Below are 23,066 nucleotides of genomic sequence, written 5' to 3'. Positions count from 1 at the left end.
CCGGTGCCAACGACCTCGCTCACCACCCCGCCCGCCACGGCGTCCACCGGCACGTCCGACGCGCCGGGCTCCGTCGTCCTCGAGGGCGTCCGCAAGCTCTACGGCACCGCGGTCGCCGTCGACGGGGTCGACCTGCGCGTGGAGCCCGGCGAGTTCCTCTCGCTGCTCGGCCCCTCCGGCTGCGGCAAGACCACGACACTGCGGATGATCGCCGGCTTCGAGCACCCCGACGCGGGCGACATCCGCATCTCGGGCACCTCGGTGCTGCGCCGGGCGCCGCACCAGCGCGACGTGAACACCGTGTTCCAGGCCTACGCCCTCTTCCCGCACATGACGATCGCCGAGAACGTCGCGTACGGACTCCGGCAGCGCCGCACGAAGAAGAGCGAGATCCGCGGACGCGTCGCCGACGCCCTCGACATGGTGCGGATGCGCGGCTTCGCCGACCGCAAGCCCACCCAGCTCTCGGGCGGCCAGCAGCAGCGGATCGCGCTCGCGCGCGCCCTGGTGAACCGCCCCTCCGTGCTGCTGCTCGACGAGCCCCTCGGCGCGCTCGACCGGCAGCTGCGCGAGGAGATGCAGATGGAGCTGAAGCTCCTGCAGACGCGGCTCGGCATCACCTTCGTCTTCGTCACGCACGACCAGGGCGAGGCGATGTCGATGAGCGACCGCATCGCGGTGATGCGCGAGGGCCGCGTCGAGCAGCTGGCCGACGCGAACACCGTCTACCACCGTCCCGCGTCCGCCTACGTGGCCGCCTTCGTCGGACAGCAGAACTTCCTCGCGGGCGTCGTCGGCGACTCCGGCGCGCTGGTCACCCCGGTCGCGACGATCAGCGGGACGGAGGCGGCCGGCCGGCCGGGCGAGAAGTGCCAGGCGGCGATCCGCCCCGAGTCCATCCGGATCCATGCGGCGGCCGAGCGGCCCGCCGGCGGCGTCGACACCGCGAGCGGACGCGTGCTCTCGATCGCGAACCTCGGCGAGACGGTGCAGTACCTCGTCCACCTCGATGCGGATCACTCGGTGCTGGTGCGCCGCCCCGCGCCCGACGCGCCGGCACTCAGCGTCGACTCCGCCGTCACGCTCAGCTGGACCAGCACGAACACCCTCTTCTTCCCCCTCGACGAGGCGGCCCGAGCGGCCGGCTACATCGAACCGCCGACCGAACGACCCTCGAGCAGCTCGGAGACATCATGACCGCGAAGCACCCCGTGAACATCCTCGCTCCCGCCCAGGCCGTGCCGATCATCCGCCGCGAGCTCTCGCGCCGACGTCTGTTCGGTGTCGCGGGCGGGGTGAGCGCGACGGCGTTCCTCGCCGCCTGCTCCTCGCCCGGCGCCGGCTCCGCTCCGGAGGCGACGGGCGGCGCGCTCGAGGGCGACCTCTCGATCTACACCTGGGGCGACTACGACGCGCCCGAGGTCATCTCGGCGTTCACGAGCTCGGAGGGCCCGAAGATCACCCTCGACTCGTACAGCTCGAACGAGGAGCTGCTCTCGAAGCTCGGCGCCTCGAAGGGCACCAGCGGCTACGACATCGTCGTGCCGACGGGCATCTTCGTCCCCGGGATGATCGAGAACGGGCTGCTCACCAGGTTCTCGAAGGACCTGATCCCCAACCTCGCGAAGGTCGATCCGCAGTTCCTCGGGCAGGCCTGGGACCCCGACAACGAGTACACCGTCTGCAAGAACTGGGGCACGACCGGCTTCGCCTACGACACCACCGTGATCACGCGCGAGCTCGTCACCTGGAGCGACTTCCTCGACGCGGTGCAGAACGAGGGCAGTGGGAAGACGTCGTTCCTCGACGACCCGATCGAGATCGTGGCGCCGTACTTCTGGGCGAACGGGATCGACTACACGACCGAGTCGGAGGACGACTACGCGGCCGCCGAGACCTTCATGGTCGAGAAGATCGCCCCGCACATCGCGGCGTTCGAGTCGTACCCGGGCGGCTCGATCATCCCGCAGAACACGCAGGTGCTCGTGCAGTCGTGGAACGGCGACGCGCGCCTGGGCAAGCTCAACAGCGAGGATCCGGAGCGCTGGAAGTGGGTGCTCGGCTCGCCGACCACCGAGCTGTGGATGGACAACTGGGCCATCGCCGCAGGAGCCCCGCACCCCGAGGCGGCGCACGCTTTCATCGACTACGTGCTCGACCCGGCGAACGCGATCCAGGAGCTCGACTACATCGGCTACAACACGGGCACTCTCGACATCGAGTCGCTCGCCCGCGACGCGCAGCTCGAGTTCCTCGACGGCTACATCTTCTATCCGGAGGAGACGGTCGCCACCATGCAGACCGGCACCGTCACCAATCAGCTGACGCTCGACGTCTACAACAAGGTCAAGGCGGCCGCGGGGGCGTGAGCGCGATCAGCACGGCGACCCGCCCGATCGACTTCCCCGCGCGGCGGCGCGGGCCGCGGTTCCCCTTCGCCCTCGCGGTGCCGGCCTGGCTCTGGCTCGTGGTGTTCTTCGTGGCGCCGGTGCTCCAGGTCGTCTGGTTCAGCTTCGGCTACAAGCCGGGCGTCTTCGGGACGCACGCGAACGACGTGCTCTCGTTCGACCGGTACGTCGAGGCGTTCTCGCCCACGTTCTTCCAGACCTTCGCGAACACCCTCTGGGTCGGCGTCCTCGGCACGGTGCTCTGCCTCGTGATCGGGTTGCCGGTCGCCTACTGGATGGCGGTCAAGACCGCTCCGAATCGGCGCGGGCTGCTGATCGCGCTGGTGATGGTGCCGTACTGGACGAACTTCCTGGTCCGGACGATCGGCTGGCAGGTGATCCTCGCTCCGGAGGGCGTGCTCTCGCAGGCGCTCCAGGCGATCGGCGTCATCCCCGGCCCGATCGACCTGCTCTACACGCGCCCCGCCGTGCTGCTCGGGGTCGTCTACAACTACCTGCCGCTGATGATCCTGCCGCTCTACGTGGCGTTCGACCGGGTGGCGCCCTCGCTCCGCGAGGCGAGCGGGGATCTCGGGGCGTCGAGCTGGCGCACCTTCCGCGACATCACCCTGCCGCTCGCGCGCCCGGGCATCATCGTCGGCACGCTCCTCGTCTACATCCCGCTGATGGGCGACTACATCACCGCCACCGTGCTCGGCGGCGCGAAGGGCAACATGGTCGGCCAGATGGTGGCGAGCCAGTTCCAGGTCGGACAGAACTGGGCGCTGGGCTCGGCGATGGCGGTGCTGCTGATCGTGGTGATCCTGGTGTCGGCGGCGCTCGCGGGCGTGCTGGTGTGGGCCGTGACGCTGCCGCTGCGCCGGAGTGCGCGCCTCCGGCTGGGGGACGGCTCGTGAGCGACGCGAGGCTGCACCGGAGGCGCCGCTCGCCGATCGACGTCGGCCTCGCGGTGTGGAGCACCGCGGTCTTCGTCTTCCTCTTCCTCCCGATCATCGTGATCGTCATCTCGTCGTTCAACACCGGGCGGCTGCTCGTGGCGTGGGAGGGCTTCGGCTTCGACGCGTTCGCCACGATCCTGAACAAGCCCGCGGTGCAGAGCGCGGTGATCGTGTCGATCCGGACGGGGCTGATCGCGGCTCTGCTGGCGACGCTGATCGGCACGCTGGCCGGCATCGCGCTCGCCCGGCGCCCCGGCCGCTGGGCGGTCTGGTTCATCACCCTCCTCCTGCTGGTGTCCGTCACTCCCGAGATCGTCGACGCGGTCGCGCTGCTGCCGTGGCTGGTGTTCCTCGGGCAGGATCTCGGGCTATCGATCTTCAACGACGGCACCGCGCGGCTCGTCGTCGGGCACTCGCTCTTCGCCGTGGCGGTGGTCTCGTACCTCGTGCGCGCCCGCCTGATCGGCCTCGACGAGAAGCTCGAGGAGGCGTCTGCCGACCTCTACGCGACGCCGATGCGCACCTTCTGGCGCGTCACCTTCCCGCTCGCCATGCCCGCGGTGCTGGCCGGCGGCCTGCTCGCCTTCACCTTCAGCCTCGACAACACGGTGATCGCGGCCTTCGTGCAGGTGTCCGGATCCACGCCGTGGCCGGTCTACGTGCTCAGCGCCGTGCGCAGCGGCCTCCGCCCCGAGATCGCGGCGGTGTCGACCGTGATGCTGCTGCTCACCCTGGTCGCCCTCGCCGCCGTCGCGCTCGTGCTGCGCCGCGCCGGCGACTCCGCCTCCCAGATCGCCAAGACGCTCGCCGGCGGATGACCGGTCTCTCGACAAGGAACCCCACCATGCCCCACGCCGACCTCGTCCTCACCGGCGGTCCCGTCTTCACCGCCGACGCCGTCCGCAGCCGTGCGAGTGCCGTCGCCGTCGTCGACGGCCTGATCGCGGCCGTCGGCCACGACGTCGCCGACTGGATCGGCCCGCGCACCGAGGTCGTCGATCTCGCCGGGCGGATGCTCGTCCCCGGCTTCCAGGACGCGCACGTCCATCCGGTCTGGGGCGGCTTCGACATGATGCGCTGCTGGGTCGGCGACGGAGCGACGTCGAGCGACTACCTCGCGACGATCGCGGACTACTCGGCGCGGCACCCCGACGAGGCGTGGATCCTCGGCGGCGGCTGGAGCATGTCGGCGTTCCCCGGCGGCACGCCGACCGCGGCGGCGCTCGACGGGATCGTCGCCGACCGGCCCGCCTTCCTCACCAATGCCGACGGGCACGGCGCGTGGGTCAACTCCGCCGCCCTGCGCCGGGCCGGCATCGACCGCGACACCCCCGATCCCGCCGACGGGCGCATCGAGCGGCTCGCCGACGGCAGTCCGTCGGGCACCCTGCACGAGGGGGCGATGGAGGCGGTCCGCCGCCTCCTGCCCGCCTCGACCGACGAGCAGATGCGCCAGGCGCTGCTGCTCGGCCAGCGCTACCTGCACTCGCACGGGGTGACCGGCTGGCAGGACGCGATCATCGGCTCCTACGGCGACGTCGGCGACCCGGGCCCGGCCTACGTGCGAGCGGCGGAGGCGGGCGAGCTGACCGCGCGAGTGCGCGGCGCGATCTGGTGGGACCGGGCGCGCGGCGTCGAGCAGATCCCGGAGCTGATCGAGAAGCGCGAGCGGTGGACCGCGGGCCGCTTCGCGGCGACGAGCATCAAGATCATGCAGGACGGCGTCGCCGAGAACTTCACCGCGGCGATGCTCGACCCCTATCTCGACGGTCACGGCGGGCACACTCACAACGACGGTCTCTCGATGGTCGACCCGGCCGTGCTGAACGAGGCCGTGCCGCTGCTGGACGCCGCCGGGTTCCAGGTGCACTTCCACGCGATCGGCGACCGGGCGGTGCGCGAGTGCCTCGACGCGGTCGAGCACGCGATCGCGGCGAACGGGCGCCTCGGCAATCGCCACCACATCGCGCACCTGCAGGTCGTGCACCCCGACGACGTGCCGCGGTTCCGGCAGCTCGGAGTCGCCGCGAACCTGCAGATGCTGTGGGCGGCCCTCGAGCCGCAGATGGTCGAGCTGACCCTGCCGTTCCTCGCCGAGGAGCGCGCGGCGTGGCAGTACCCGTTCGGTGATCTGCAGCGCTCGGGAGCGGTGCTCGCGGCGGGCAGCGACTGGTCGGTCTCGACTCCCGACCCGCTCGCCGCGATCCACGTGGCCGTCAACCGGATCTCGGCCCCGTCCGAGCGCGGGGCGGCGGGGAAGTACGACGTGTTCCTCCCGGAGCAGCGGATCGACCTCGCGACGGCGCTCACCGCGTACACCGCCGGCTCCGCCTGGGTGAACGGCGTCGAGGCGGTCAGCGGCTCGATCGAGGTGGGCAAGGAGGCGGATCTCGTCGTGCTGGACCGCGACCCGTTCGCCCTCGATCCGCTGGAGATCGGGCAGACCCGCGTGCTCGAGACCTTCGTCGCGGGAACCCGCGTCCACACCGCCCCCGAGAGGACCACCTCATGACCTCACTTCTCATCACCGGCGGCCACGTGCTCACCCCGGCCGGCGTCGTCGAGGAGCCGGTGCTGCTCGTCGACGGCCGCATCGCCTCGATCGGCGGCGAGGCACCGGAGGACGTCGAGACGCTCGACGCCGCCGGCGGACTCGTGCTGCCCGGCTTCCAGGACAGCCACGTGCATCCGCACCACGCGGGCCTGGACATCCTGTCGTGCGATCTCACCCCGTTCACGACCCGCGACGAGTACCGCGGGGCGATCGCGGCCTACGCGGCGGCGCATCCCGAGCTCGACTGGATCGTCGGCGGGGGCTGGTCGATGGACTCGTTCCCCGGCGGGATCGCCACCGCGGCCGAGCTCGACGAGATCGTGCCCGATCGCCCCGCCTACTTCCCCAACCGCGACGGGCACGGCGCCTGGGTCAACTCCCGCGCGCTCGCGATCGGCGGCATCGACGACTCGACGCCCGACCCCTCCGACGGCCGCATCGAGCGCGACAGCGACGGCCGGGCGCTCGGCACGCTGCAGGAGGGGGCGATGCAGATCGTCGCCCGCCACATCGAGCTCCCCACCGAGGACGACCTCGACGAGGCTCTGCTGGTCGCGCAGGAGCGCCTCTTCGCCTGGGGCGTCACTGGCTGGCAGGACGCGATCGTCGGCGCGACCAACGACGTGCCCGACACGCTCGACTCCTACCTGCGCCTGACGGCCTCCGGAGCGCTGAAGGCCCGCGTCGTCGGCGCGCTGTGGTGGGACCGAGGCCGCGGGCTCGAGCAGATCGACGAGCTGGTCGCCAAGCGCGAGCGGGCGGCGGCCGCGGGATTCCGTGCGACGAGCGTCAAGATCATGCAGGACGGCGTCGCCGAGAACTTCACGGCGGGAATGCTCGAGCCCTACCTCGACGAGTGCGGCTGCCCCACCCACAACGCGGGCAAGAGCTTCGTCGACCCGACCTCGCTGCAGGAGATCTCGATCCGGCTCGACGCGCTGGGCTTCCAGATCCACTACCACGCGCTCGGCGACCGTGCCGTGCGGGAGGCGCTCGACGCGATCGCCGCCGCCCGCGCCGCCAACGGGGACTCCGACCGCCGGCACACGCTCGCGCACATCCAGGTGATCCACCCCGACGACGTGCCGCGCTTCGCCGAGCTCGGCGTGGTGGCCAACATGCAGCCGCTGTGGGCACGGCACGAGAAGCAGATGGACGAGCTGACGATCCCGTTCCTCGGCGCGGAGCGGGCGCGGCGGCAGTACCCGTTCGGGTCGCTGTCGCGCGCGGGCGCGGCCCTCGCCTCCGGGAGCGACTGGCCGGTCAGCACCGCCGACCCGCTCGAGATCGTGCACACGGCCGTCAACCGCGCCAACGTCGATCCGGAGGGGAGCTTCCGCCGTCCGTTCCTCGGTGAGCAGGCGCTCTCGCTCGCCGACGCCCTGGTCGCGCACACCGCGGGTACGGCCTACCTCAACCACGACGAGGACGCCTCCGGTGCCCTCGCGCCCGGCCTCGCCGCCGATCTCGTCGTGCTCGACCGCGACCCGTTCGAGCGGCCGGCGAGCGAGATCGGGCTGGCCCGCGTCAGCGTGACGATCGTCGGTGGAGAGATCGTGCACCGACGCTGACCCCGCACCTCCTGCACCGCCTACAGAGAAGAGAAGCGATGTCCTCCTCACGACCCCTGCGCGCGCTCGTCCCCTCCGCCCTCGACGCGCGCCTCGCGCGCCGCACGTTCCTCGGCGGGTCGGCCGCTGCGGCCGCGGCGCTCGGTCTCGCGGCGTGCGCGAGCCCGGCGGGCGGTGACTCCGGGGGTAGCGGCAGCCTCAGCATCTACACCTGGGGCGAGTACGACGATCCGGCGACCCTCACCGACTTCACGGCCGCCGAGGGCTCGTCGGTGATCGTCGACTCCTACAGCTCCAACTCCGAGCTCGCGGCGAAGCTCAGCACCGCGCGCGGCACCAGCGGCTACGACATCTGCGTGCCCACGCACTCGTACGTCGCCGAGATGGGCGCAGCCGGGCTCCTCAAGGAGCTCGACCTCTCGCGCATCCCCAACTTCTCGAAGCTCAGCTCGGCCGTCGTCGACACCCCGTTCGACCCGGGGAACACGTACAGCGTCTGCAAGGACTGGGGCTCGACCGGCTACGTCTACGACACCAGCGTGATCACCCGTGAGCTGACGTCGTGGGCCGACTTCCTGGACGCCGCGCAGAACGAGGCCTCGGGCAGCTTCTCGCTGATGGAGGACCAGGGCGAGGTCTCGTACACCTACTTCTTCGCGAACGGGATCGACCCGAACACGACGGATCCGGACGACCTCGCCGCCTTCCGCAGCTTCTACCTCGACAACATCGCCCAGCACGTGCAGGCCTTCGAGTCGTACTCGAGCCAGTCGATCAGCGCGTCGGCGCGCACGCTGATGCACGCGTGGAACGGCGATGCGCGGCTCGGCATCCTGAGCAACCCCGACCCGGAGCGCTACCGCTTCGTCTGGCCGTCGGAGGGCGCGAACCTCTGGCAGGACAACTGGGCGATCGTCGAGGGCGCCGAGAACGAGGACGCCGCGTACGCCTTCATCGACTACGTGCTCGACCCCGAGGCGTCGCTGAAGGAGCTGACGTACATCGGCTACAACACCGGCGTCGAGGGCATCGAGGAGGCAGCGACCGCGGCGGGCGTCGAGCGCCCCGACCTGATCTTCATCGACGACGAGCGGATGTCGAAGCTCGTCTACAGCCAGATGACGACCGCGACGCAGGACGTGATCGCGATCTTCGACGAGATCAAGGCGAAGGCCGGGCAGTGACGGATCTCACGAACGGCGACGTCTCGTTCTGGTGGTCCTCCCTCGGCCGCCCCGCGCCGCGACCGTCCCTCCCCGGCTCGCTCGACGTCGACGTCTGCATCGTCGGCGCCGGCTACACCGGCCTCTGGACCGCGTACTACCTCACGAAGGCGGCCCCCGAGCTGCGCATCGCGATCCTCGAGCAGCGCTTCGCGGGCTTCGGCGCCTCCGGCCGCAACGGCGGCTGGCTGACCAACGAGATCACCGGAGGCGTCTCCTCGTACGCGAAGAGCCACGGATCCGAGATGGTCGACCGCTTCCAGCTCGCGGTGAACGAGACCGTCGACGAGGTGATCGCGGTGGCGCTCGCCGAGGGCATCGACGCCGACATCGTGAAGGGCGGCGAGTACCAGGTCGCCCGGGGCGCCGCGCAGAAGGCCCGGCTCGAGGCGACGGTCGCGGCGGCGCGCGCCCGGGCGCACACCGACGTCGAGCTGCTCGACGCGCGGGAGGCGTCGGCGCGGATCGCGGTGAGCGGTACCTCGGCGGGCATGTGGCACCCGCACTGCGCGCGCATCCACCCGGCGAAGCTCGCCGCGGGGCTCGCCCGCGCGGTCGAGGCGCTCGGGGTCGAGATCTACGAGGACACCCGGGTCGACGAGATCCGGGCGGGAGCCGCCGTGACCGCGCGGGGGAGCGTCCGCGCCCGGTTCGTCCTCCGCGCGACCGAGGGCTTCACCGCCCGGCTCGCCGGCCACGAGCGCGAGTGGCTGCCGATGAACTCGTCGCTGATCGCGACCGAGCCGCTCGGACCCGAGGTCTGGGACGAGATCGGCTGGGCGGGCCGCGAGACGCTCGGCGACTTCGCGCACGCCTACATGTACGCGCAGCGCACCGCCGACGACCGCATCGCGATCGGGGGGCGCGGCGTGCCCTACCGCTTCGGCTCCGGGATCGACGATGACGGCGCGACCGACCCGCGCACGGTCGGGATGCTGCGCGAGATCCTCGAGCGCTTCTTCCCGGTGCTGCGCGGAGTCGGCATCGAGCACGTCTGGTCGGGCGTGCTCGGCGTGCCCCGCGACTGGCACGCGACGGTCGGCCTCGACCGCACCACCGGCCTCGGCTGGGCGGGCGGCTTCGTCGGGACCGGCGTGACGGCGACGAACCTGGCGGGGCGGACCCTCCGGGATCTGGTCCTGGAGGAGCTCGGCTCGGGGGAGCGGACCCCGCTCACCGAGCTGCCGTGGGTCGATCACCGCGTGCGCCGCTGGGAGCCGGAACCGCTGCGCTGGCTCGCGGTGAACACGCTCTACACCGCCTACGGCCTCGCCGACCGCGCGGAGGAGCGGGGCCGCCCGACGACGTCACCGCTCGCGAGCCTCGCCGACGTGGTCGCGGGGCGCTCGCACTGAGGGTGCCCTACGACTCCCCGCGCTGCACCAGCCGCGACAGCACGATCGCCGAGCGGGTGTGGTCGACGTTGGGCGCGATGCGCACCTTCTCGAGGGCGAGCTCGAGGCTGGGGATGTCGCGCGAGCGGATGTGCACGATCGCGTCGGCCGAGCCCGTGACGGTGCCGGCGTAGACCACTTCGGGCACGGCCGAGAGGATGCGGCGCAGCTCGTCGGGCGCGACCGTGCCGCGGCAGAACAGCTCGACGTAGGCCTCGGTGCTCATGCCGTCGACCGCAGGGTCGACCTTGATCGTGAAGCCGCGGATCACGCCGTCGGCCACGAGGCGGTCGACCCGGCGCTTCACGGCGGAGGCGGACAGGCCCACGACTCCGCCGATGTCGCCGTAGCCCGCGCGGGCGTTCAGGCGCAGCAGATCGAGGATCTTCCGATCGATGTTGTCCATGCGTCGAGGATAGGGGCGGCGCGACGCGGGCTCGCGTTCCTCGAGCGCGTCGCTCCACGGTCGATCTGTGGGATTCCTCAGCACAGCGGAAGCCGTCGGACACCCTGCGCTGAGCAGATCGACGGTTGAGTTCCGTTGTGACGAAGACTCAGAACGCACAGAGAAACGCGATCCGAGCAGCGGTCGTCCTGCTGCTGGTCGGCGGCCTGAGCGTGGGCGCAACTGCAGTCTTCGTCATCGTCACCGGAGTCCCTTCAGCGCAGGCCGGCGGAGACGTCGCGAGTGATCCTGAGCCGACCACTCACTCCGAGCCGGAGGCACCGACGATCCCTACCGAAGACGCCTACGCGGAACGGGTGAAGAACTTCCCGGCTCTTCAGCCGTACGACACGGCTGAACCCCTCGTCCCCGTGTCGACTCTCCTCACCTCGGCCCGTGGCCTCAGTACCTACCCCACGCCCGACGCTCCCGTCTTCGCGGCGAGCCTCGCGTACGGCGACCTGCAGAAGTTCTCTCCCGGCCTCGGCGGAGACACGCAGATCGCCGGCGATCGGCCGATGTGGGTGCTCACGGTCCACAGTCCCGTCGAGAACTACGGTGCGCTCGCCGGCTCTCCCGCCAAGGTCTGGGATGTCTACACGGTCGTGTTCGACGGGCCGACGGGAGACGGAATCGCCTTCGGGACGGGCGAGGACATCGAGAAGCTCGGCATCCCGGGCGAGTACGTGAAGTAGGGCTCGCGAGGATCGGCGCGCGCAGGCAAGGGTAGCCTTGCCTCAGACACCAGTCCGAGCCGGAGGGAGCCCGCGTGCCCGCCTTCCTCGACGAGCTGGGCTTCGTGGAGCTGCTGGCGGCGCTGTTCGTCATCGTGTTCCTCCGCGCTCAGGCCACCTACTGGCTGGCGCGCGCGATCGTGACCGGAGCCGCCTCCCGTCGCTGGGGCCGCTGGCTCGAGTCGCCGCCGATGCGGCGAGGGTCGGCGCTGCTCGCCCGGTACGGCGCCCCGGCGGTCACCCTGAGCTTCCTGACGGTGGGGTTCCAGACGGTGCTCAACGCGGCGGCGGGAGCGGCGCGGATGCGCTGGGTCGTCTACCTGCTCGCGATGCTCCCCGGTTGCGCGGCGTGGGCGCTGATCTACGCGACCGTCGGCTTCGCCGTGCTCTGGGCCGTCGTCGGCGCCGCGGCCGGGTCTCCGCTCGGGGTCGCCGTGGTCGCGGTGCTGATCGCCGCGGTCATCACGGCGATCGTGCTGCTCCGCCGCCGCAGCGCCACCCGCTGATTCCCGCGACCCTCGCCAAACAGCCACGCTTGGCTATATAGTTGCTCTCGGTCAATAGTTGACGCAGGTCAACCAGTACGCGACCGCATCGTCTCGAGGAGCAGAATGTCCCGCCCAGAACGCGCCGCCACCGTGCAGCGCACCCCCGCCGGTCCCGACGGGTCCATGTCGCACCGCCAGGTGCTCGAATCCCTCAGCGGCCTGCTGCTGGGGATGTTCGTCTCGATCCTCGCGGGCACGGTCGTGTCGACCTCGCTGCCGCTGATCATCTCGGACCTCGAGGGCGACCAGAACGCGTACACCTGGGTCGTCACCGCGACCCTGCTCGCGACCACGGTCTCGACTCCGCTCTGGGGCAAGTTCGCCGACCTCTTCAACCGCAAGCTGCTCATCCAGCTCGCCCTCGCGATCTTCGTGATCGGATCCGCGGCCGCCGGCTTCTCGCAGGACACGAACATGCTCATCGTGTTCCGCGTCTTCCAGGGCCTCGGCGCGGGCGGCCTCGCGGCGCTGAGCCAGATCATCATGGCCGACATCATCAGCCCCCGTGAGCGCGGCAAGTACGCCGGCCTGTTCGGCGGAGTGATGGCCATCGGCACCGTCGGCGGACCGCTCCTCGGCGGCGTGGTCACCGACGCGTTCGGCTGGCGCTGGAACTTCTTCATCGCGCTTCCTGTCGCGATCGTCGCGATCATCCTGCTGCAGGTGACCCTCCGCCTCCCCGCGCACCCCAAGCGCACCGTCAGGATCGACTACCTCGGTGCCGTGCTCATCGCCGGCGGCGTCTCGCTGCTGCTGATCTGGGTGTCGCTGGCGGGCAAGAACTTCGAGTGGGCCTCGTGGGAGACCGCGGTCATGGTCGGCGGATCCGTCGTCCTGCTCGTCGCCGCCGTCATCACCGAGCTCACGGTCGCCGAGCCGATCATCCCGATGGGCATGTTCAAGAACCGCACCTTCAGCCTCGCGGTCGTCGCGAGCATCTCGGTCGGCGTCTCGCTCTTCGGCACCGCCGTGTTCCTCGCGCAGTACATGCAGCTCTCGCGCGGCGCGACTCCGACCCAGTCGGGCCTGCTGACGATCCCGCTGATGGCGGGCCTCCTGATCGCCTCGACGATCTTCGGAGGGATCATCTCGCGGACCGGCAAGTGGAAGGCGATCATGATCACCGGCGCCTCCTTCTCGATCATCGGCACGGTCCTCCTGAGCCAGCTGCGCTACGACACGAGCTTCGTGTACGTCGGCGTCTCGATGGCGGTCCTCGGTGCGGGCCTGGGCATGCTGATGCAGAACCTGGTGCTCGTGGTGCAGAACTCGATCGAGGTCAAGAACCTCGGAGTCGCGACCAGCGCGGTCACCTTCTTCCGCAGCCTCGGCGGCACCATCGGCGTCTCGGTCCTCGGCTCGATCCTCGGCACCGTCATCGCCGACCGCACCGCGAGCGGCATCGCGGGACTCGCTCCTGCCGATCAGGCCGTGGCCGCACAGGCGCTCGGCAGCGGAACCATCCCGCAGGTCTCGACCCTGCCCGACGCCGTCCGCGTCGTCGTCGAGGGTGCCTACGGCATCGGAGTCGGCGATGTCTTCCTCTTCAGCATTCCGCTGGCCGTCGTCACCCTGATCGCCGTGGCCCTGCTGCCCAACGTCGACCTCGGCACCAAGAACGCCGTGCAGCTGAAGGCGACCCCGGTCGAGGCCGCCGAGGACGCGCTGATCGGCGCCTCCGACGGACAGGCGGGGCTGCGTCCCGTCGGCCAGTCGCAGGCCACCGACCAGGCGACGCACTCGGAGGCGCGCCACGTGGCGCACGCCCGCCACGCGGCGCCCGCCGCTCAGCCCCGACCGACCGGCTCGATCGACGTGGTCGAGCAGCGCTGATGCCGACCGCGCCGGCTTCGGCTCCGACGAGTGCCCTGCTCGAGGTCGAGGAGCAGATCACGGCGCTCGCCGTCCAGGTGCGGGCCGCGGTCCGCGACGCGGCGGCGGCGATCGATCCGTCGCTGCCGCCGTTCGGGCTCCGGCTCCTCCGGATGCTCGAGCGCTGCGGGCCGGTCCACTCCAGCGCCGCGGCGGACCGTCTGGGGGTCGACCGCAGCGCGATCAGCCGCCAGGCCCGCCAGCTCTGCCGCCTGGGCCTGGTCGAGATGACCGCCGACCCGGCCGACGGGCGCGCACGGTTCCTCGCCCTCACGGCGGAGGGCCGCGCGCGGATGGCCGACCTCGGCGGCCTGCAGCGCCGGCAGATGCAGGATGCTCTCGAGTCCTGGCCCGAGCCGGACCTCCGCGCCTTCGCCGGCTACCTGGAGCGGCTGACCTCGGCCTGAGTGTCAGGCCGGCGCACCCAGCACTCCCGCCACGTGCACCACGAACGCCCGGCGCCGCGCGCGCGTGCTCTCGCCACCGCGCTCGGCGAACGGCGTCAGGTGCCAGATCTCGCACAGCCCGAGCAGCGCGATGAAGACGTCGTCGGCCGCCCAGCTCGGGTCGACGACTCCGGAGCGCTGCCACTCGAGCACCCGCGCCTCGGGGGCCGGCGTGCTGCCGAGCCGCTCGCCGGCCTCCTCCCAGAAGCCCGAGCCCTCGAGGCGCGCCCAGGTGAGCAGGCGGAGGAACTCCGGGTGCTCCCAGACGTGGTCGAACATGCGCCCGGCGAGGTCGGGCAGGTCGGCCGCCTTCGAGAGCAGGGTCTCGTCGAGCGCCTTCAGCGCTTCGACGACCGTCGAGACGAAGAGTCCGCGCTTGCCGCCGTAGTAGGCGTAGAGCCGCTCCTTGTTGAGCCCGGCCGAGGCGGCGACCCGGTCGACCCGCGCGCCGGCGAAGCCGTGGGCCGCGAACTCGGCGGTCGCGGCGCGCAGGATCCGCTCGCGTGCAGAGGACTTCTCGATGTTCGTCTGATCCACGCTCACACCTCCGGGCGTTCGAACGATACACTCGTCGATGCCCAACCAACCAGTTGGGGTGGTTCAGCCTCGACGTCGCGGCTCGGATCCGGACCCGCCGGTCCCGCTCCCTCCGCGTCGAAAGGCCTGCAATGCCCGCGCCCTCCTCCTCCCGCCGCTGGTGGGTCCTCGTGATCCTCGCCATGACCCAGCTCGTCGTCGTCCTCGACGGCACCATCGTCACGATCGCCCTGCCCGCCGCGCAGCAGGACCTCGGCCTGACCGACGTCGAGCGCCAGTGGGTCGTCACCGCCTATGCCCTCGCGTTCGGCGCGCTCCTGCTCCTCGGCGGCCGCATCGCCGACTACACCGGCCGCAAGCGCACCTACCTGATCGGCATGATCGGCTTCGGCGCCGCGTCGGCCTGGGGCGGGATCGCCTCCTCCGGCACCGAGCTCATCGCCGCACGAGGCCTGCAGGGCGCGTTCGCCGCACTGCTCGCTCCGGCCGCGCTCGCGCTGCTCACCGTGTCGTTCCCCGGCGGGCGCGAGCGCAACACCGCGTTCGCGGTCTTCGGCGCGGTCGCCGGAGCGGGTGCCGCCGTCGGCCTCGTCCTCGGGGGGCTCCTCACCGAGTTCGCCGACTGGCGCTGGTGCCTCCTGGTCAATGTCCCCGTCGTGATCGTCGGTGCCATCGCCGGCGCGCTGCTCGTCACCGAGAGCCGCGCCGAGGGGCGCAACCGCTTCGACGTCGCCGGCACGATCACGGTCGCGCTCGGCCTCGCCAGCGTCGTCTACGGCTTCACCCTGGCCGAGCAGGGCTGGCTGCGCGTCGACACCCTCGGCTTCCTCCTCGCCGGCGTCCTGCTGCTGGCGCTCTTCGTCCGCATCCAGGCGCGCTCCGACCACCCCCTGCTGCCGCTGCGCATCGTCGCCGACCGGGTCCGCGGAGGCGCGTTCCTCATCCAGGCGATCGTCGGCAGCGTCATGATCGGCTCGACCCTCTACCTCACGCTGCACCTGCAGCTGGTGCTGGGCCTCGCCCCGCTCGAGGCGGGACTCGCCAACCTCCCGATGACCGTCACGATCATGGTCGTCGCGGGAATCGCGACCAAGCTCCTCCCGAGCGTCGGACCGCGCGTCCTGATGATCGTCGGTCCGCTGATCGCGGCCGTCGGCCTCGTCTACCTCAGCCGCATCACGCCCGACGGCTCCTACCTCGTGCAGGTGCTGCCCGCGCTGATCCTGCTCGGCATCGGCATGGCGATGATCTTCGTGCCCGTGCAGAACGTGGCTCTGACCGGTGTCGCCGCGCACGACGCCGGCGCCGCCGGAGCGACCGCGAACGCCGCGATGCAGATCGGCGGCTCGATCGGCCTCTCGATCTTCACCACGATCTACGCCGGAGTCGCGGGGGAGCAGGGCTCGCCCGTCGCCTTCGTCGACGGCTACTCCGCGGTGTTCGTCGCGGCGGCGGTCGGCCTGGTGCTCGCCTCCGTCATCGCCTTCTCGATGATCCGCATCAAGAAGGAGGAGTTCCTCGCCGCGGCTCCGAAGGAGGCCGTGGCCCACCTGGGCTGAGGCTCAGCGCCTAGGCTGGAGGAATGAGCATCCAGGAGGTCGTCGGCGGTCGCACCGCCGTCGTCAGGTAGCAGCCGCTCCCGGTCCGTCCACGGACGACCGGGCAGCGGCGCCTTCGGAAGCCGGCGTGACGTCGGCCTCTTCCGTCGCGCCTTCACCCCTCCGGATCCGCCCGCCTCGCCGGGCCCCCTAGAAACGGTGCTCCCATGCTCCCCCTGACCGAACAGACCATCCGCGACTCCTTCGTGAACGCCTCCCGCAAGGAGGTCTCGGACCTCTCTCTGCCGACCGGCTTCGACACGCTCGACTGGGCGGCGATCGACCACTTCGGCTGGCGCGATCGCAAGATCGGCCGCCGCGCCTACGTCGTCGTCCCGCTCGAGGAGCGCCTCGTCGGCGTCGTCCTCCGGCAGGCCGACGCGAACCCCCGCTCGCGCGCGCAGTGCTCGTGGTGCCGCGACATCCGCCTGCCCAACGACGTCGTGTTCTTCGGCGCGAAGAAGGCCGGGTCCGCGGGCCGGGCGGGCGACACGATCGGCACGCTGATCTGCGCGAACTTCGAGTGCTCGGTCAACGTCCGCACCCGCCCCTCCGTCGCCTACGTCGGCTTCGACGTGGAGGCGGCGAAGGCCGAGCGGATCGCGACGCTGCAGCGCAAGGCCACCGGCTTCGTCCGCGAGGTGCTGGCAGGGTCCTGACGCCTCAGCGAGCGGTCGACGCGCGCACGTGCATCCGCTCGCCCTGGCGCCCGAACAGGCTGAGGAACTCGACGGCGCGCTCGTCGGCCCGTCCGAACCAGTGCGGGACCCGGGTGTCGAACTCGGCCGCCTCGCCCGGCGGCAGCACCAGATCGTGGTCGCCGAGCTTCAGGCGCAGGCGTCCGCTGATCACGTAGAGCCACTCGAAGCCCTCGTGGGTCCGCTGCTGCTCGGGGTCGGGCACCGGGCCCGCGGGGATCGTGGTCTTGAAGGCCTGCAGCGCGCCCGCATCCCGGCTCAGCGGCTGGATCACCATCCCGTGCCGGGTGAACGGGCGGCCGTGCACGCGCGGATCCTCGGGCGCCGCTCCGACCAGCTCGTCGAGCGGAACGCCGAGGGCCCGCGCGATCGGCAGCAGCAGTTCGAGGGTGGCGCGCCGCCCACCGCTCTCGAGGCGCGAGAGCGTGCTCGCCGAGATGCCCGTCTCGGCCGCCAGCGACGCGAGCGTGCGATCACGGCGCGTACGGAGTCGTCGCAGTCTCGGCCCGACGGCCGCCACGATCTCGTCGTCGGAGGGTGACTGCACGGGATCCATGCCTCGAGCCTGCCACATGCTGTTCCGGCACGGATCCTCGCTCTCGGATGCCGTCTCGCGCACCATCAGGTCATGACCTCCACCGACACCACCGCTCCCGTCGACGTCCTGATCGTCGGCGCCTCCTTCGCCGGGCTCGCCGCCGCCACCGCCCTCGGCCGCAGCCTCCGCGACGTGCTCGTCGTCGACGGCGGCCCGCCCCGCAACGCCCCCTCGCCCGGCGCGCACAACGTGCTCACCCGCGACGGAACGCCGCCGACCGAGCTCGCGCGCCTCGGCCGCCTGGAAGCAGAGGGCTACGGCGCCCGCGTCGTCGAGGGCCGGGTGACCACCGCCTCCGCTCGGGTGGACGGCGTCTCCGCCACGCTGGCCGACGGCACCGTGCTCCGTGCCCGCCGCCTCCTGCTCGCCACCGGCGTCCGCGACCACCTGCCCGCGATCCCCGGCCTCGCCGAGCGCTGGGGGCGCGACGTGCTGCACTGCCCGTACTGCCACGGCTACGAGGTCCGCGGGCAGCGGATCGGGGTGCTCGGCAGCTCCTTCTCGGGTCACCAGGCGCAGATGTTCCGCCAGCTGAGCGACCGCACGTCGATCCTGCAGAACGGCGTGTTCGAGCCCTCGGCGGAGGAGGCGGTGGCCCTCGCCGCCCGCGGTATCGAGCTGATCCCCGGCGCGGTCGAGAGCGTCGTCGTCGACGACGACCGCGTCGTCGGCGTCCGGATCGACGGCCGCCTGCACGCCCTCGACGCGGTCGTCGTCGGCCCGCGCGTCGAGGCGGTGCTGCCCGACGGTCTCGGTCTCGAGCTCGTCGACCACCCCTCCGGGGCCGCCCGCCACCTCGCCGTCGACCCGATGGGCCGCACCGGAGTGCCGCGCGTCTTCGCCGCCGGCTCCCTCGTCGAGCCGATGGCGCAGGTGATGGCGTCCGCCGCCGACGGCCTCCGCGTCGGCGCCGCGATCAACTACGACCTCATCGAGGAGGAGATCGAGGAGGAGATCGCGTCGGCGCGGGAAACGGCCTGACTACCGCCGTCGGTACTCCAGCTCCGGCCGCCCGGGGGACCCGTACCGCGGCGCCCGCTCGGCGGCGCCGGAGTCGGCGAGGTGCTCGAGATAGCGCCGGGCCGTCACCCGCGAGATGTCGAGGCGGGAGGCGAGCTCGCCCGCCGAGAGCCCGACCGGGCCGAGCAGTCCGGTCACCGCCTCGAGCGTCTCGGCCGAGAGCCCCTTCGCCAGGCCCGGCGCGTTCGAGGTCCGCAGCGCCGCGAAGGCGCCGTCGACCTCGTGCTGGCTCGCGACGTCCGCCCCGTGCATCCGCTCGCGATAGGAGCGGTAGCTCGCCAGCTTCGCCGCGAACACGCTGAAGACGAACGGCTTGATCAGGTACTGCACGATCCCGGCCGAGACGGAGGCGCGCACGACGGCCGCATCGCGCACGGCCGTGATCGCGATCACGTCGACGTCGAGGCCCGCCGTGCGGACCGCCCGGCAGAGGTCGAGCCCGCCCATGTCGGGCAGGTTCATGTCGAGGAGGATGAGCGCGATCGCGGGATCCGCCCGCAGCGCGCGGATCGCCTCCGCCCCGCTGCCCGCCACCGCGGCCACCTCGAAGCCGTCGACCCGGCGCACGTAGTCGGCGTGGGCGCTCGCCGTCAGCGGCTCGTCCTCGACGACGAGCACCCGGATGCTCACGGCCGCACCTCCTCGCGCAGCGGCAGCTGCACCGTGAACACCGCGCCCACGTGCCGCGACACCTCGATGCTCCCACCGAGCCGCTGCACCACCTGCTGCACGAGCGCCAGCCCGATCCCGCGGCCGAACGCGTCCGACTCCTTCGTCGAGTAGCCGCGCGCGAAGACGTCGGCGGCCTCCGCGACGCCCGGTCCGCTGTCCGAGACCTGCAGCACGAGGTCGGAGTCGGCGAGCCCCAGGTACACCTCGACCCACGGCTCGCGGTCGCCGGCGGAGGAGGCGGCCGCGTCGAGCGCGTTGTCGATCAGGTTGCCGAGCACGGTCACCAGATCACCCGGTTCGAAGCCCTGCGTCCCCGGCTCGAGATGCGTCTCGAGGTGCAGTTCGACGCCGCGCTCGCGGGCCTGCGCCGCCTTGCCGAGCAGCAGCGCCGCGATCACCGGCTCCTGCACCGAGCTCAGCACCCGGTCGGCGAGCCGCTGGCTGAGGTTCAGCTCGCCCGCGGCGAAGGCGAGCGCCTCGTCGGAGCGGCCCAGCTCGATCAGCGACGCGATCGTGTGCAGCCGGTTCGAGAACTCGTGGGTCTGCGAGCGCAGCGCGTCCGACAGGGTGCGCATCGACTCGAGCTCCCCGCTCACCCGCTGCAGCTCGGTGCGATCGCGGAGGGTCGTGACGGTGCCGAGCGGTCGTGCGCCCGGCGAGGCGGCCGGCCGCTCGTTGACGACGAGGATGCACTCGTGGGCCACGACCAGGCGGTCGGCGACCGGCTCGTCGGCCTGGAGCAGCTCGCGCAGCGCCTCCGGGATGTCGAGCTCGGCGACGGGGATCGGCGTCCGCACGCCCTCGAGCCCGAGCAGCTCGAGCGCGTGGTCGTTGGCGAGCACCAGTCGCCCGCGGTCGTCGACCAGCAGCAGCCCCTCGCGGACCGAGTGCAGCACCGACTCGTAGTACGCGAACACCTGGCTCATCTGCTCCGGCCCACGCCCGCCCGTCACGCGGCGCAGGTACCGCGCGAGCAGCCACGAGCCGAACCCGCCGAGCGCGACCGCGCCGAGCACGCCCCACGCCACGAACTGCACCCGCGAGATGAAGGAGGCGTCGACCGCCGAGAGCGTCACGCCCGCCGAGACGAGGGCGACGACGGCCCCACCGGAGTCGAGGATCGGCGCGACCGCGCGCACCGACGGACCGAGCGTGCCGGTGTACGTCTCGGTGAACGTGCGCCCCTCGAGCGCCGGCTCGATCGTCCCGATGAAGGGCAGGCCGATCTGGTCGCGGTCGCGGTGGGTGTAGCGGGTGCGATCGGGGTTCATGATCGTGAGGAAGTCGATGCCGGTGTCGGCCATGATCTCCTCGGCGTACGGCTGCAGCGACGCCGACGGGTTCGCCTCCTGCGTCGCCTCGACGACGAAAGGGTTGTCGGCGACGGTGCGCGCCACGACCAGGCTCCGCTGGGCGGCCTCCTCGCCCGAGCGCCCGCGGGCGTCGATCGCGAGGACGACCACGGCCGCGGCACCGACCAGGAGGATGCAGAGGAGCTGGATCACGAAGAGCCGCGCGGCGATGCTCCCGCGGGGAGCGGCTCCCGACATCCGGACCTCCTCGTTCCGTGAACAGTATGAACGCAACCTCCGACCCCCGTCGCGGCGCGTCCACCATCGTCCTGTGCCGGAGCCCCCGCTCGGCCGCCTCGATGAAGAGACAGGACACGCTCATGGCAAAGACGCCCGGAAGCACCACCCGCAGGCGGATCGACCGCAACCACTGGCTGTACATCGCGGTCATCATCGCCGTGGTCGCGGGCATCATCGTGGGACTCGTCGCCCCCGCCTTCGCCGCGACGCTCGAGCCCGTCGGCAAGGCCTTCGTCGGCCTGATCAAGATGATGATCGCGCCGATCATCTTCTGCACGATCGTGATCGGCATCGGATCCATCGCGAAGGCGGCCACGGTCGGCAAGGTCGGCGGCCTGGCGCTCGGCTACTTCATCGTGATGTCGACCTTCGCGCTGGGCATCGGCCTCGTGGTCGGCAACATCCTGCACCCGGGTGAGGGCCTCGACATCTCGAGCGCCGTCTACGACACGAGCGACCTGAAGGCCGAGACGACGTCCGAGTTCATCCTCGGCATCATCCCCACCTCCCTCTTCTCGTCGCTGGTCGACGGCAGCATCCTGCAGACCCTCTTCGTCGCCCTCCTCGTCGGCTTCGCGCTGCAGAAGATGGGCGCCAAGGGCCAGCCGATCCTCGGAGCGATCAAGCAGCTCCAGGTGCTCGTGTTCCGCATCCTCTCGATGGTGCTCTGGGTCGCCCCGATCGGCGCCTTCGGTGCGATCGCGGCCGTCGTCGGCAAGACCGGCTGGGGCGCGGTCGTCGCCCTCGCCACCCTGATGATCGGCTTCTACCTCACCTGCGCGATCTTCGTGATCGTCATCCTCGGGCTGCTGCTGCGCCTGGTCACCGGCGTCAACATCTTCTCGCTGATGAAGTACCTGGCCCGCGAGTACCTCCTGATCGTCGGCACCTCCTCCTCAGAGGCCGCTCTGCCCCGCCTGATCGCCAAGATGGAGCACCTCGGCGTCTCGAAGCCCGTCGTCGGCATCACCGTCCCGACCGGCTACTCGTTCAACCTCGACGGCACGGCGATCTACCTCACGATGGCGTCGCTGTTCATCGCCTCCGCCACCGGTGCGCCGATGTCGATCCCGGAGCAGATCGGCCTCCTCCTCTTCATGATGGTCGCGTCGAAGGGTGCTGCCGGAGTCACCGGCGCCGGCCTCGCCACCCTCGCCGGCGGCCTGCAGTCCTTCCGCCCCGACCTGGTCAACGGAGTCGGTGTCATCGTCGGCATCGACCGGTTCATGTCGGAGGCCCGCGCGGTCACGAACTTCACCGGCAATGCGGTCGCCACCCTGCTGGTCGGCACCTGGACCAAGCAGATCGACATGGTCCAGGTCCGCGAGGTGCTCGGCGGCCGCCTGCCGTTCGACGAGACCACGCTCGGCGCCGACGACCACGGTTCCGACGGGCACGGCGCTCCCGCCTCCGGCACCTCGATCACCGAGGGCATCGCCTCGATCCAGGACTCGGAGGAGGCCGGCCGCACCCGCGCCGAGCTCGCCGCCAAGCGCTAGGCCGCACGTCCTCGAACGCCCCGCTCGCATCCTCGGGCGGGGCGTTCGCCGTGCCCCAGTGCCTCAGTGCCTCAGTCCCTCAGTGCCGCCGAACCCCGAACAGCGGCAGCGTCACCGAGCAGAGCGGCCCGATCAGGGCGGCGAAGAGCAGGGTGCCGAGCCCGACGTCGCCGCCGAGCGCCCAGCCGACGAGCAGCACGGTCACCTCGACGCCGGAGCGGGCGATCCAGATCGGCAGCCCGGTGCGCGCGTGCAGCCCGGTCATCAGTCCGTCGCGCGGGCCCGGCCCGAGGCGCGCGCCGATGTAGATCCCGCTGGCGACGGCGAGGAGCAGCAGTCCACCGGCGAACAGCAGCGCGCGAGTCCACCACAGCTCCGGAGCCGGCAGCACGGCGATCCCGACGTCGATCATCGTTCCGACGACGAGCACGTTCAGCACCGTTCCGAGTCCCGGCCGCTGCCGCAGAGGGATCCACAGCAGCAGCACGAGCAGGCCGATCACGTTGGTGAGCAGTCCGATCCCCAGTCCGGTCTGGCGCGAGAGGCCCTGCGAGAAGACGGTCCACGGATCCACTCCGATGCCCGCGCGGATCATCATCGCGTCGGCGAAGCCGTACAGCACAAGCCCGATCAGCAGCCGCGGCACGGGTCGCCAGCGCCACTGGCTGAGCGAGGGGGCGGCGACGGGCATCGGGACGGTGGTGGTCATGGCCCCATCA

At 71.4% G+C, this 23,066-nt stretch carries 22 protein-coding genes; 16 read left to right on the top strand and 6 right to left on the bottom strand.

Annotation, left to right across the window (positions count from 1 at the left end):
* Positions 1-3 precede the first annotated feature (3 nt).
* Genes ASG06_RS01920 through ASG06_RS01885 form a run of 8 tightly spaced genes read left to right on the top strand, consistent with a single transcriptional unit; the run spans position 4 to position 10,049 of the window.
* Positions 4-1,197, top strand: coding sequence for an ABC transporter ATP-binding protein (locus ASG06_RS01920; RefSeq protein ID WP_056037737.1), 1,194 nt, complete (start codon positions 4-6; stop codon positions 1,195-1,197).
* Entirely contained in the window at positions 1,194-2,369 is a 1,176-nt protein-coding gene (locus tag ASG06_RS01915) for a polyamine ABC transporter substrate-binding protein (protein ID WP_056037734.1), read from the top strand. Before ASG06_RS01920 ends, ASG06_RS01915 begins: the two co-directional genes overlap by 4 nt.
* The gene (locus tag ASG06_RS01910; protein WP_231727585.1) at positions 2,366-3,304 is read left to right on the top strand and encodes an ABC transporter permease; all 939 of its coding nucleotides are present in this window, start codon (positions 2,366-2,368) and stop codon (positions 3,302-3,304) included. The genes ASG06_RS01915 and ASG06_RS01910 overlap by 4 nt, the downstream gene beginning before the upstream one ends.
* Positions 3,301-4,164, top strand: a complete 864-nt coding sequence (locus ASG06_RS01905) for an ABC transporter permease (protein WP_197409342.1) — start codon at positions 3,301-3,303, stop codon at positions 4,162-4,164. The genes ASG06_RS01910 and ASG06_RS01905 overlap by 4 nt, the downstream gene beginning before the upstream one ends.
* Positions 4,165-4,190: 26 nt before the next feature.
* Entirely contained in the window at positions 4,191-5,858 is a 1,668-nt protein-coding gene (locus ASG06_RS01900) for an amidohydrolase (RefSeq protein WP_056037731.1), read from the top strand.
* Complete coding sequence (locus ASG06_RS01895) at positions 5,855-7,471, top strand: amidohydrolase (protein WP_056037728.1); 1,617 nt, start codon at positions 5,855-5,857, stop codon at positions 7,469-7,471. Before ASG06_RS01900 ends, ASG06_RS01895 begins: the two co-directional genes overlap by 4 nt.
* Before the next feature lie 38 nt (positions 7,472-7,509).
* A complete protein-coding gene (locus ASG06_RS01890; RefSeq protein WP_056037725.1) occupies positions 7,510-8,655 on the top strand; it encodes a polyamine ABC transporter substrate-binding protein in 1,146 nt (381 codons plus the stop codon).
* Positions 8,652-10,049 (top strand): NAD(P)/FAD-dependent oxidoreductase, encoded by a 1,398-nt coding sequence (locus ASG06_RS01885; protein ID WP_056037722.1) that lies wholly within the window; start codon positions 8,652-8,654, stop codon positions 10,047-10,049. Before ASG06_RS01890 ends, ASG06_RS01885 begins: the two co-directional genes overlap by 4 nt.
* 7 nt (positions 10,050-10,056) lie before the next feature.
* Here ASG06_RS01885 and ASG06_RS01880 read toward each other — a convergent pair whose 3' ends face one another.
* Positions 10,057-10,494, bottom strand: a complete 438-nt coding sequence (locus ASG06_RS01880) for an Lrp/AsnC family transcriptional regulator (protein ID WP_056037720.1) — start codon at positions 10,492-10,494, stop codon at positions 10,057-10,059.
* A 137-nt stretch (positions 10,495-10,631) separates the two neighbouring features.
* On the opposite strand from ASG06_RS01880, the gene ASG06_RS01875 reads away from it, so the two are divergent.
* From ASG06_RS01875 to ASG06_RS01860, 4 genes are all read left to right on the top strand, one after another.
* Complete coding sequence (locus ASG06_RS01875; protein WP_056037717.1) at positions 10,632-11,228, top strand: hypothetical protein; 597 nt, start codon at positions 10,632-10,634, stop codon at positions 11,226-11,228.
* Between the two features lie 74 nt (positions 11,229-11,302).
* Positions 11,303-11,773: a DedA family protein gene (locus ASG06_RS01870; RefSeq protein ID WP_056037712.1), complete on the top strand. Its 471-nt coding sequence runs from the start codon at positions 11,303-11,305 to the stop codon at positions 11,771-11,773.
* Positions 11,774-11,938: 165 nt separating this feature from the next.
* Entirely contained in the window at positions 11,939-13,648 is a 1,710-nt protein-coding gene (locus tag ASG06_RS01865) for an MDR family MFS transporter (protein ID WP_082499007.1), read from the top strand.
* The gene (locus tag ASG06_RS01860) at positions 13,648-14,094 is read left to right on the top strand and encodes a MarR family winged helix-turn-helix transcriptional regulator (RefSeq protein ID WP_056037708.1); all 447 of its coding nucleotides are present in this window, start codon (positions 13,648-13,650) and stop codon (positions 14,092-14,094) included. Before ASG06_RS01865 ends, ASG06_RS01860 begins: the two co-directional genes overlap by 1 nt.
* A 3-nt stretch (positions 14,095-14,097) precedes the next feature.
* Here ASG06_RS01860 and ASG06_RS01855 read toward each other — a convergent pair whose 3' ends face one another.
* Positions 14,098-14,670 (bottom strand): TetR family transcriptional regulator, encoded by a 573-nt coding sequence (locus ASG06_RS01855; protein ID WP_162238989.1) that lies wholly within the window; start codon positions 14,668-14,670, stop codon positions 14,098-14,100.
* A gap of 131 nt (positions 14,671-14,801) precedes the next feature.
* Here ASG06_RS01855 and ASG06_RS01850 point away from each other — a divergent pair, with 131 nt between their 5' ends.
* A complete protein-coding gene (locus ASG06_RS01850) occupies positions 14,802-16,229 on the top strand; it encodes an MFS transporter (protein WP_056037704.1) in 1,428 nt (475 codons plus the stop codon).
* A gap of 206 nt (positions 16,230-16,435) precedes the next feature.
* Positions 16,436-16,927, top strand: a complete 492-nt coding sequence (locus ASG06_RS01845) for an FBP domain-containing protein (RefSeq protein WP_056037701.1) — start codon at positions 16,436-16,438, stop codon at positions 16,925-16,927.
* Positions 16,928-16,931: 4 nt separating this feature from the next.
* Here ASG06_RS01845 and ASG06_RS01840 read toward each other — a convergent pair whose 3' ends face one another.
* A complete protein-coding gene (locus ASG06_RS01840) occupies positions 16,932-17,522 on the bottom strand; it encodes a helix-turn-helix domain-containing protein (RefSeq protein WP_056040352.1) in 591 nt (196 codons plus the stop codon).
* A 72-nt stretch (positions 17,523-17,594) separates the two neighbouring features.
* Here ASG06_RS01840 and ASG06_RS01835 point away from each other — a divergent pair, with 72 nt between their 5' ends.
* Positions 17,595-18,545 (top strand): NAD(P)/FAD-dependent oxidoreductase, encoded by a 951-nt coding sequence (locus ASG06_RS01835; protein ID WP_056037699.1) that lies wholly within the window; start codon positions 17,595-17,597, stop codon positions 18,543-18,545.
* Here the strand turns inward: ASG06_RS01835 and ASG06_RS01830 are convergent, their stop codons facing one another.
* Positions 18,546-19,214: a response regulator gene (locus tag ASG06_RS01830; RefSeq protein ID WP_197409341.1), complete on the bottom strand. Its 669-nt coding sequence runs from the start codon at positions 19,212-19,214 to the stop codon at positions 18,546-18,548.
* Entirely contained in the window at positions 19,211-20,806 is a 1,596-nt protein-coding gene (locus ASG06_RS01825) for a sensor histidine kinase (protein ID WP_056037696.1), read from the bottom strand. Before ASG06_RS01825 ends, ASG06_RS01830 begins: the two co-directional genes overlap by 4 nt.
* 122 nt (positions 20,807-20,928) lie before the next feature.
* Here ASG06_RS01825 and ASG06_RS01820 point away from each other — a divergent pair, with 122 nt between their 5' ends.
* Positions 20,929-22,347 (top strand): cation:dicarboxylate symporter family transporter, encoded by a 1,419-nt coding sequence (locus tag ASG06_RS01820; protein ID WP_056037693.1) that lies wholly within the window; start codon positions 20,929-20,931, stop codon positions 22,345-22,347.
* A gap of 79 nt (positions 22,348-22,426) precedes the next feature.
* On the opposite strand, the gene yczE is transcribed toward ASG06_RS01820, so the two are convergent.
* The gene (yczE, locus tag ASG06_RS01815; protein ID WP_056040348.1) at positions 22,427-23,038 is read right to left on the bottom strand and encodes a membrane protein YczE; all 612 of its coding nucleotides are present in this window, start codon (positions 23,036-23,038) and stop codon (positions 22,427-22,429) included.
* Positions 23,039-23,066 lie beyond the last annotated feature (28 nt).

It is taken from the genome of Rathayibacter sp. Leaf185 (assembly GCF_001423885.1).
Classification (GTDB): Bacteria; Actinomycetota; Actinomycetes; order Actinomycetales; family Microbacteriaceae; genus Rathayibacter.
The sequence above is the reverse complement of the archived record's forward strand: the minus strand, read 5'-3'. Positions and strand labels throughout refer to the sequence as shown.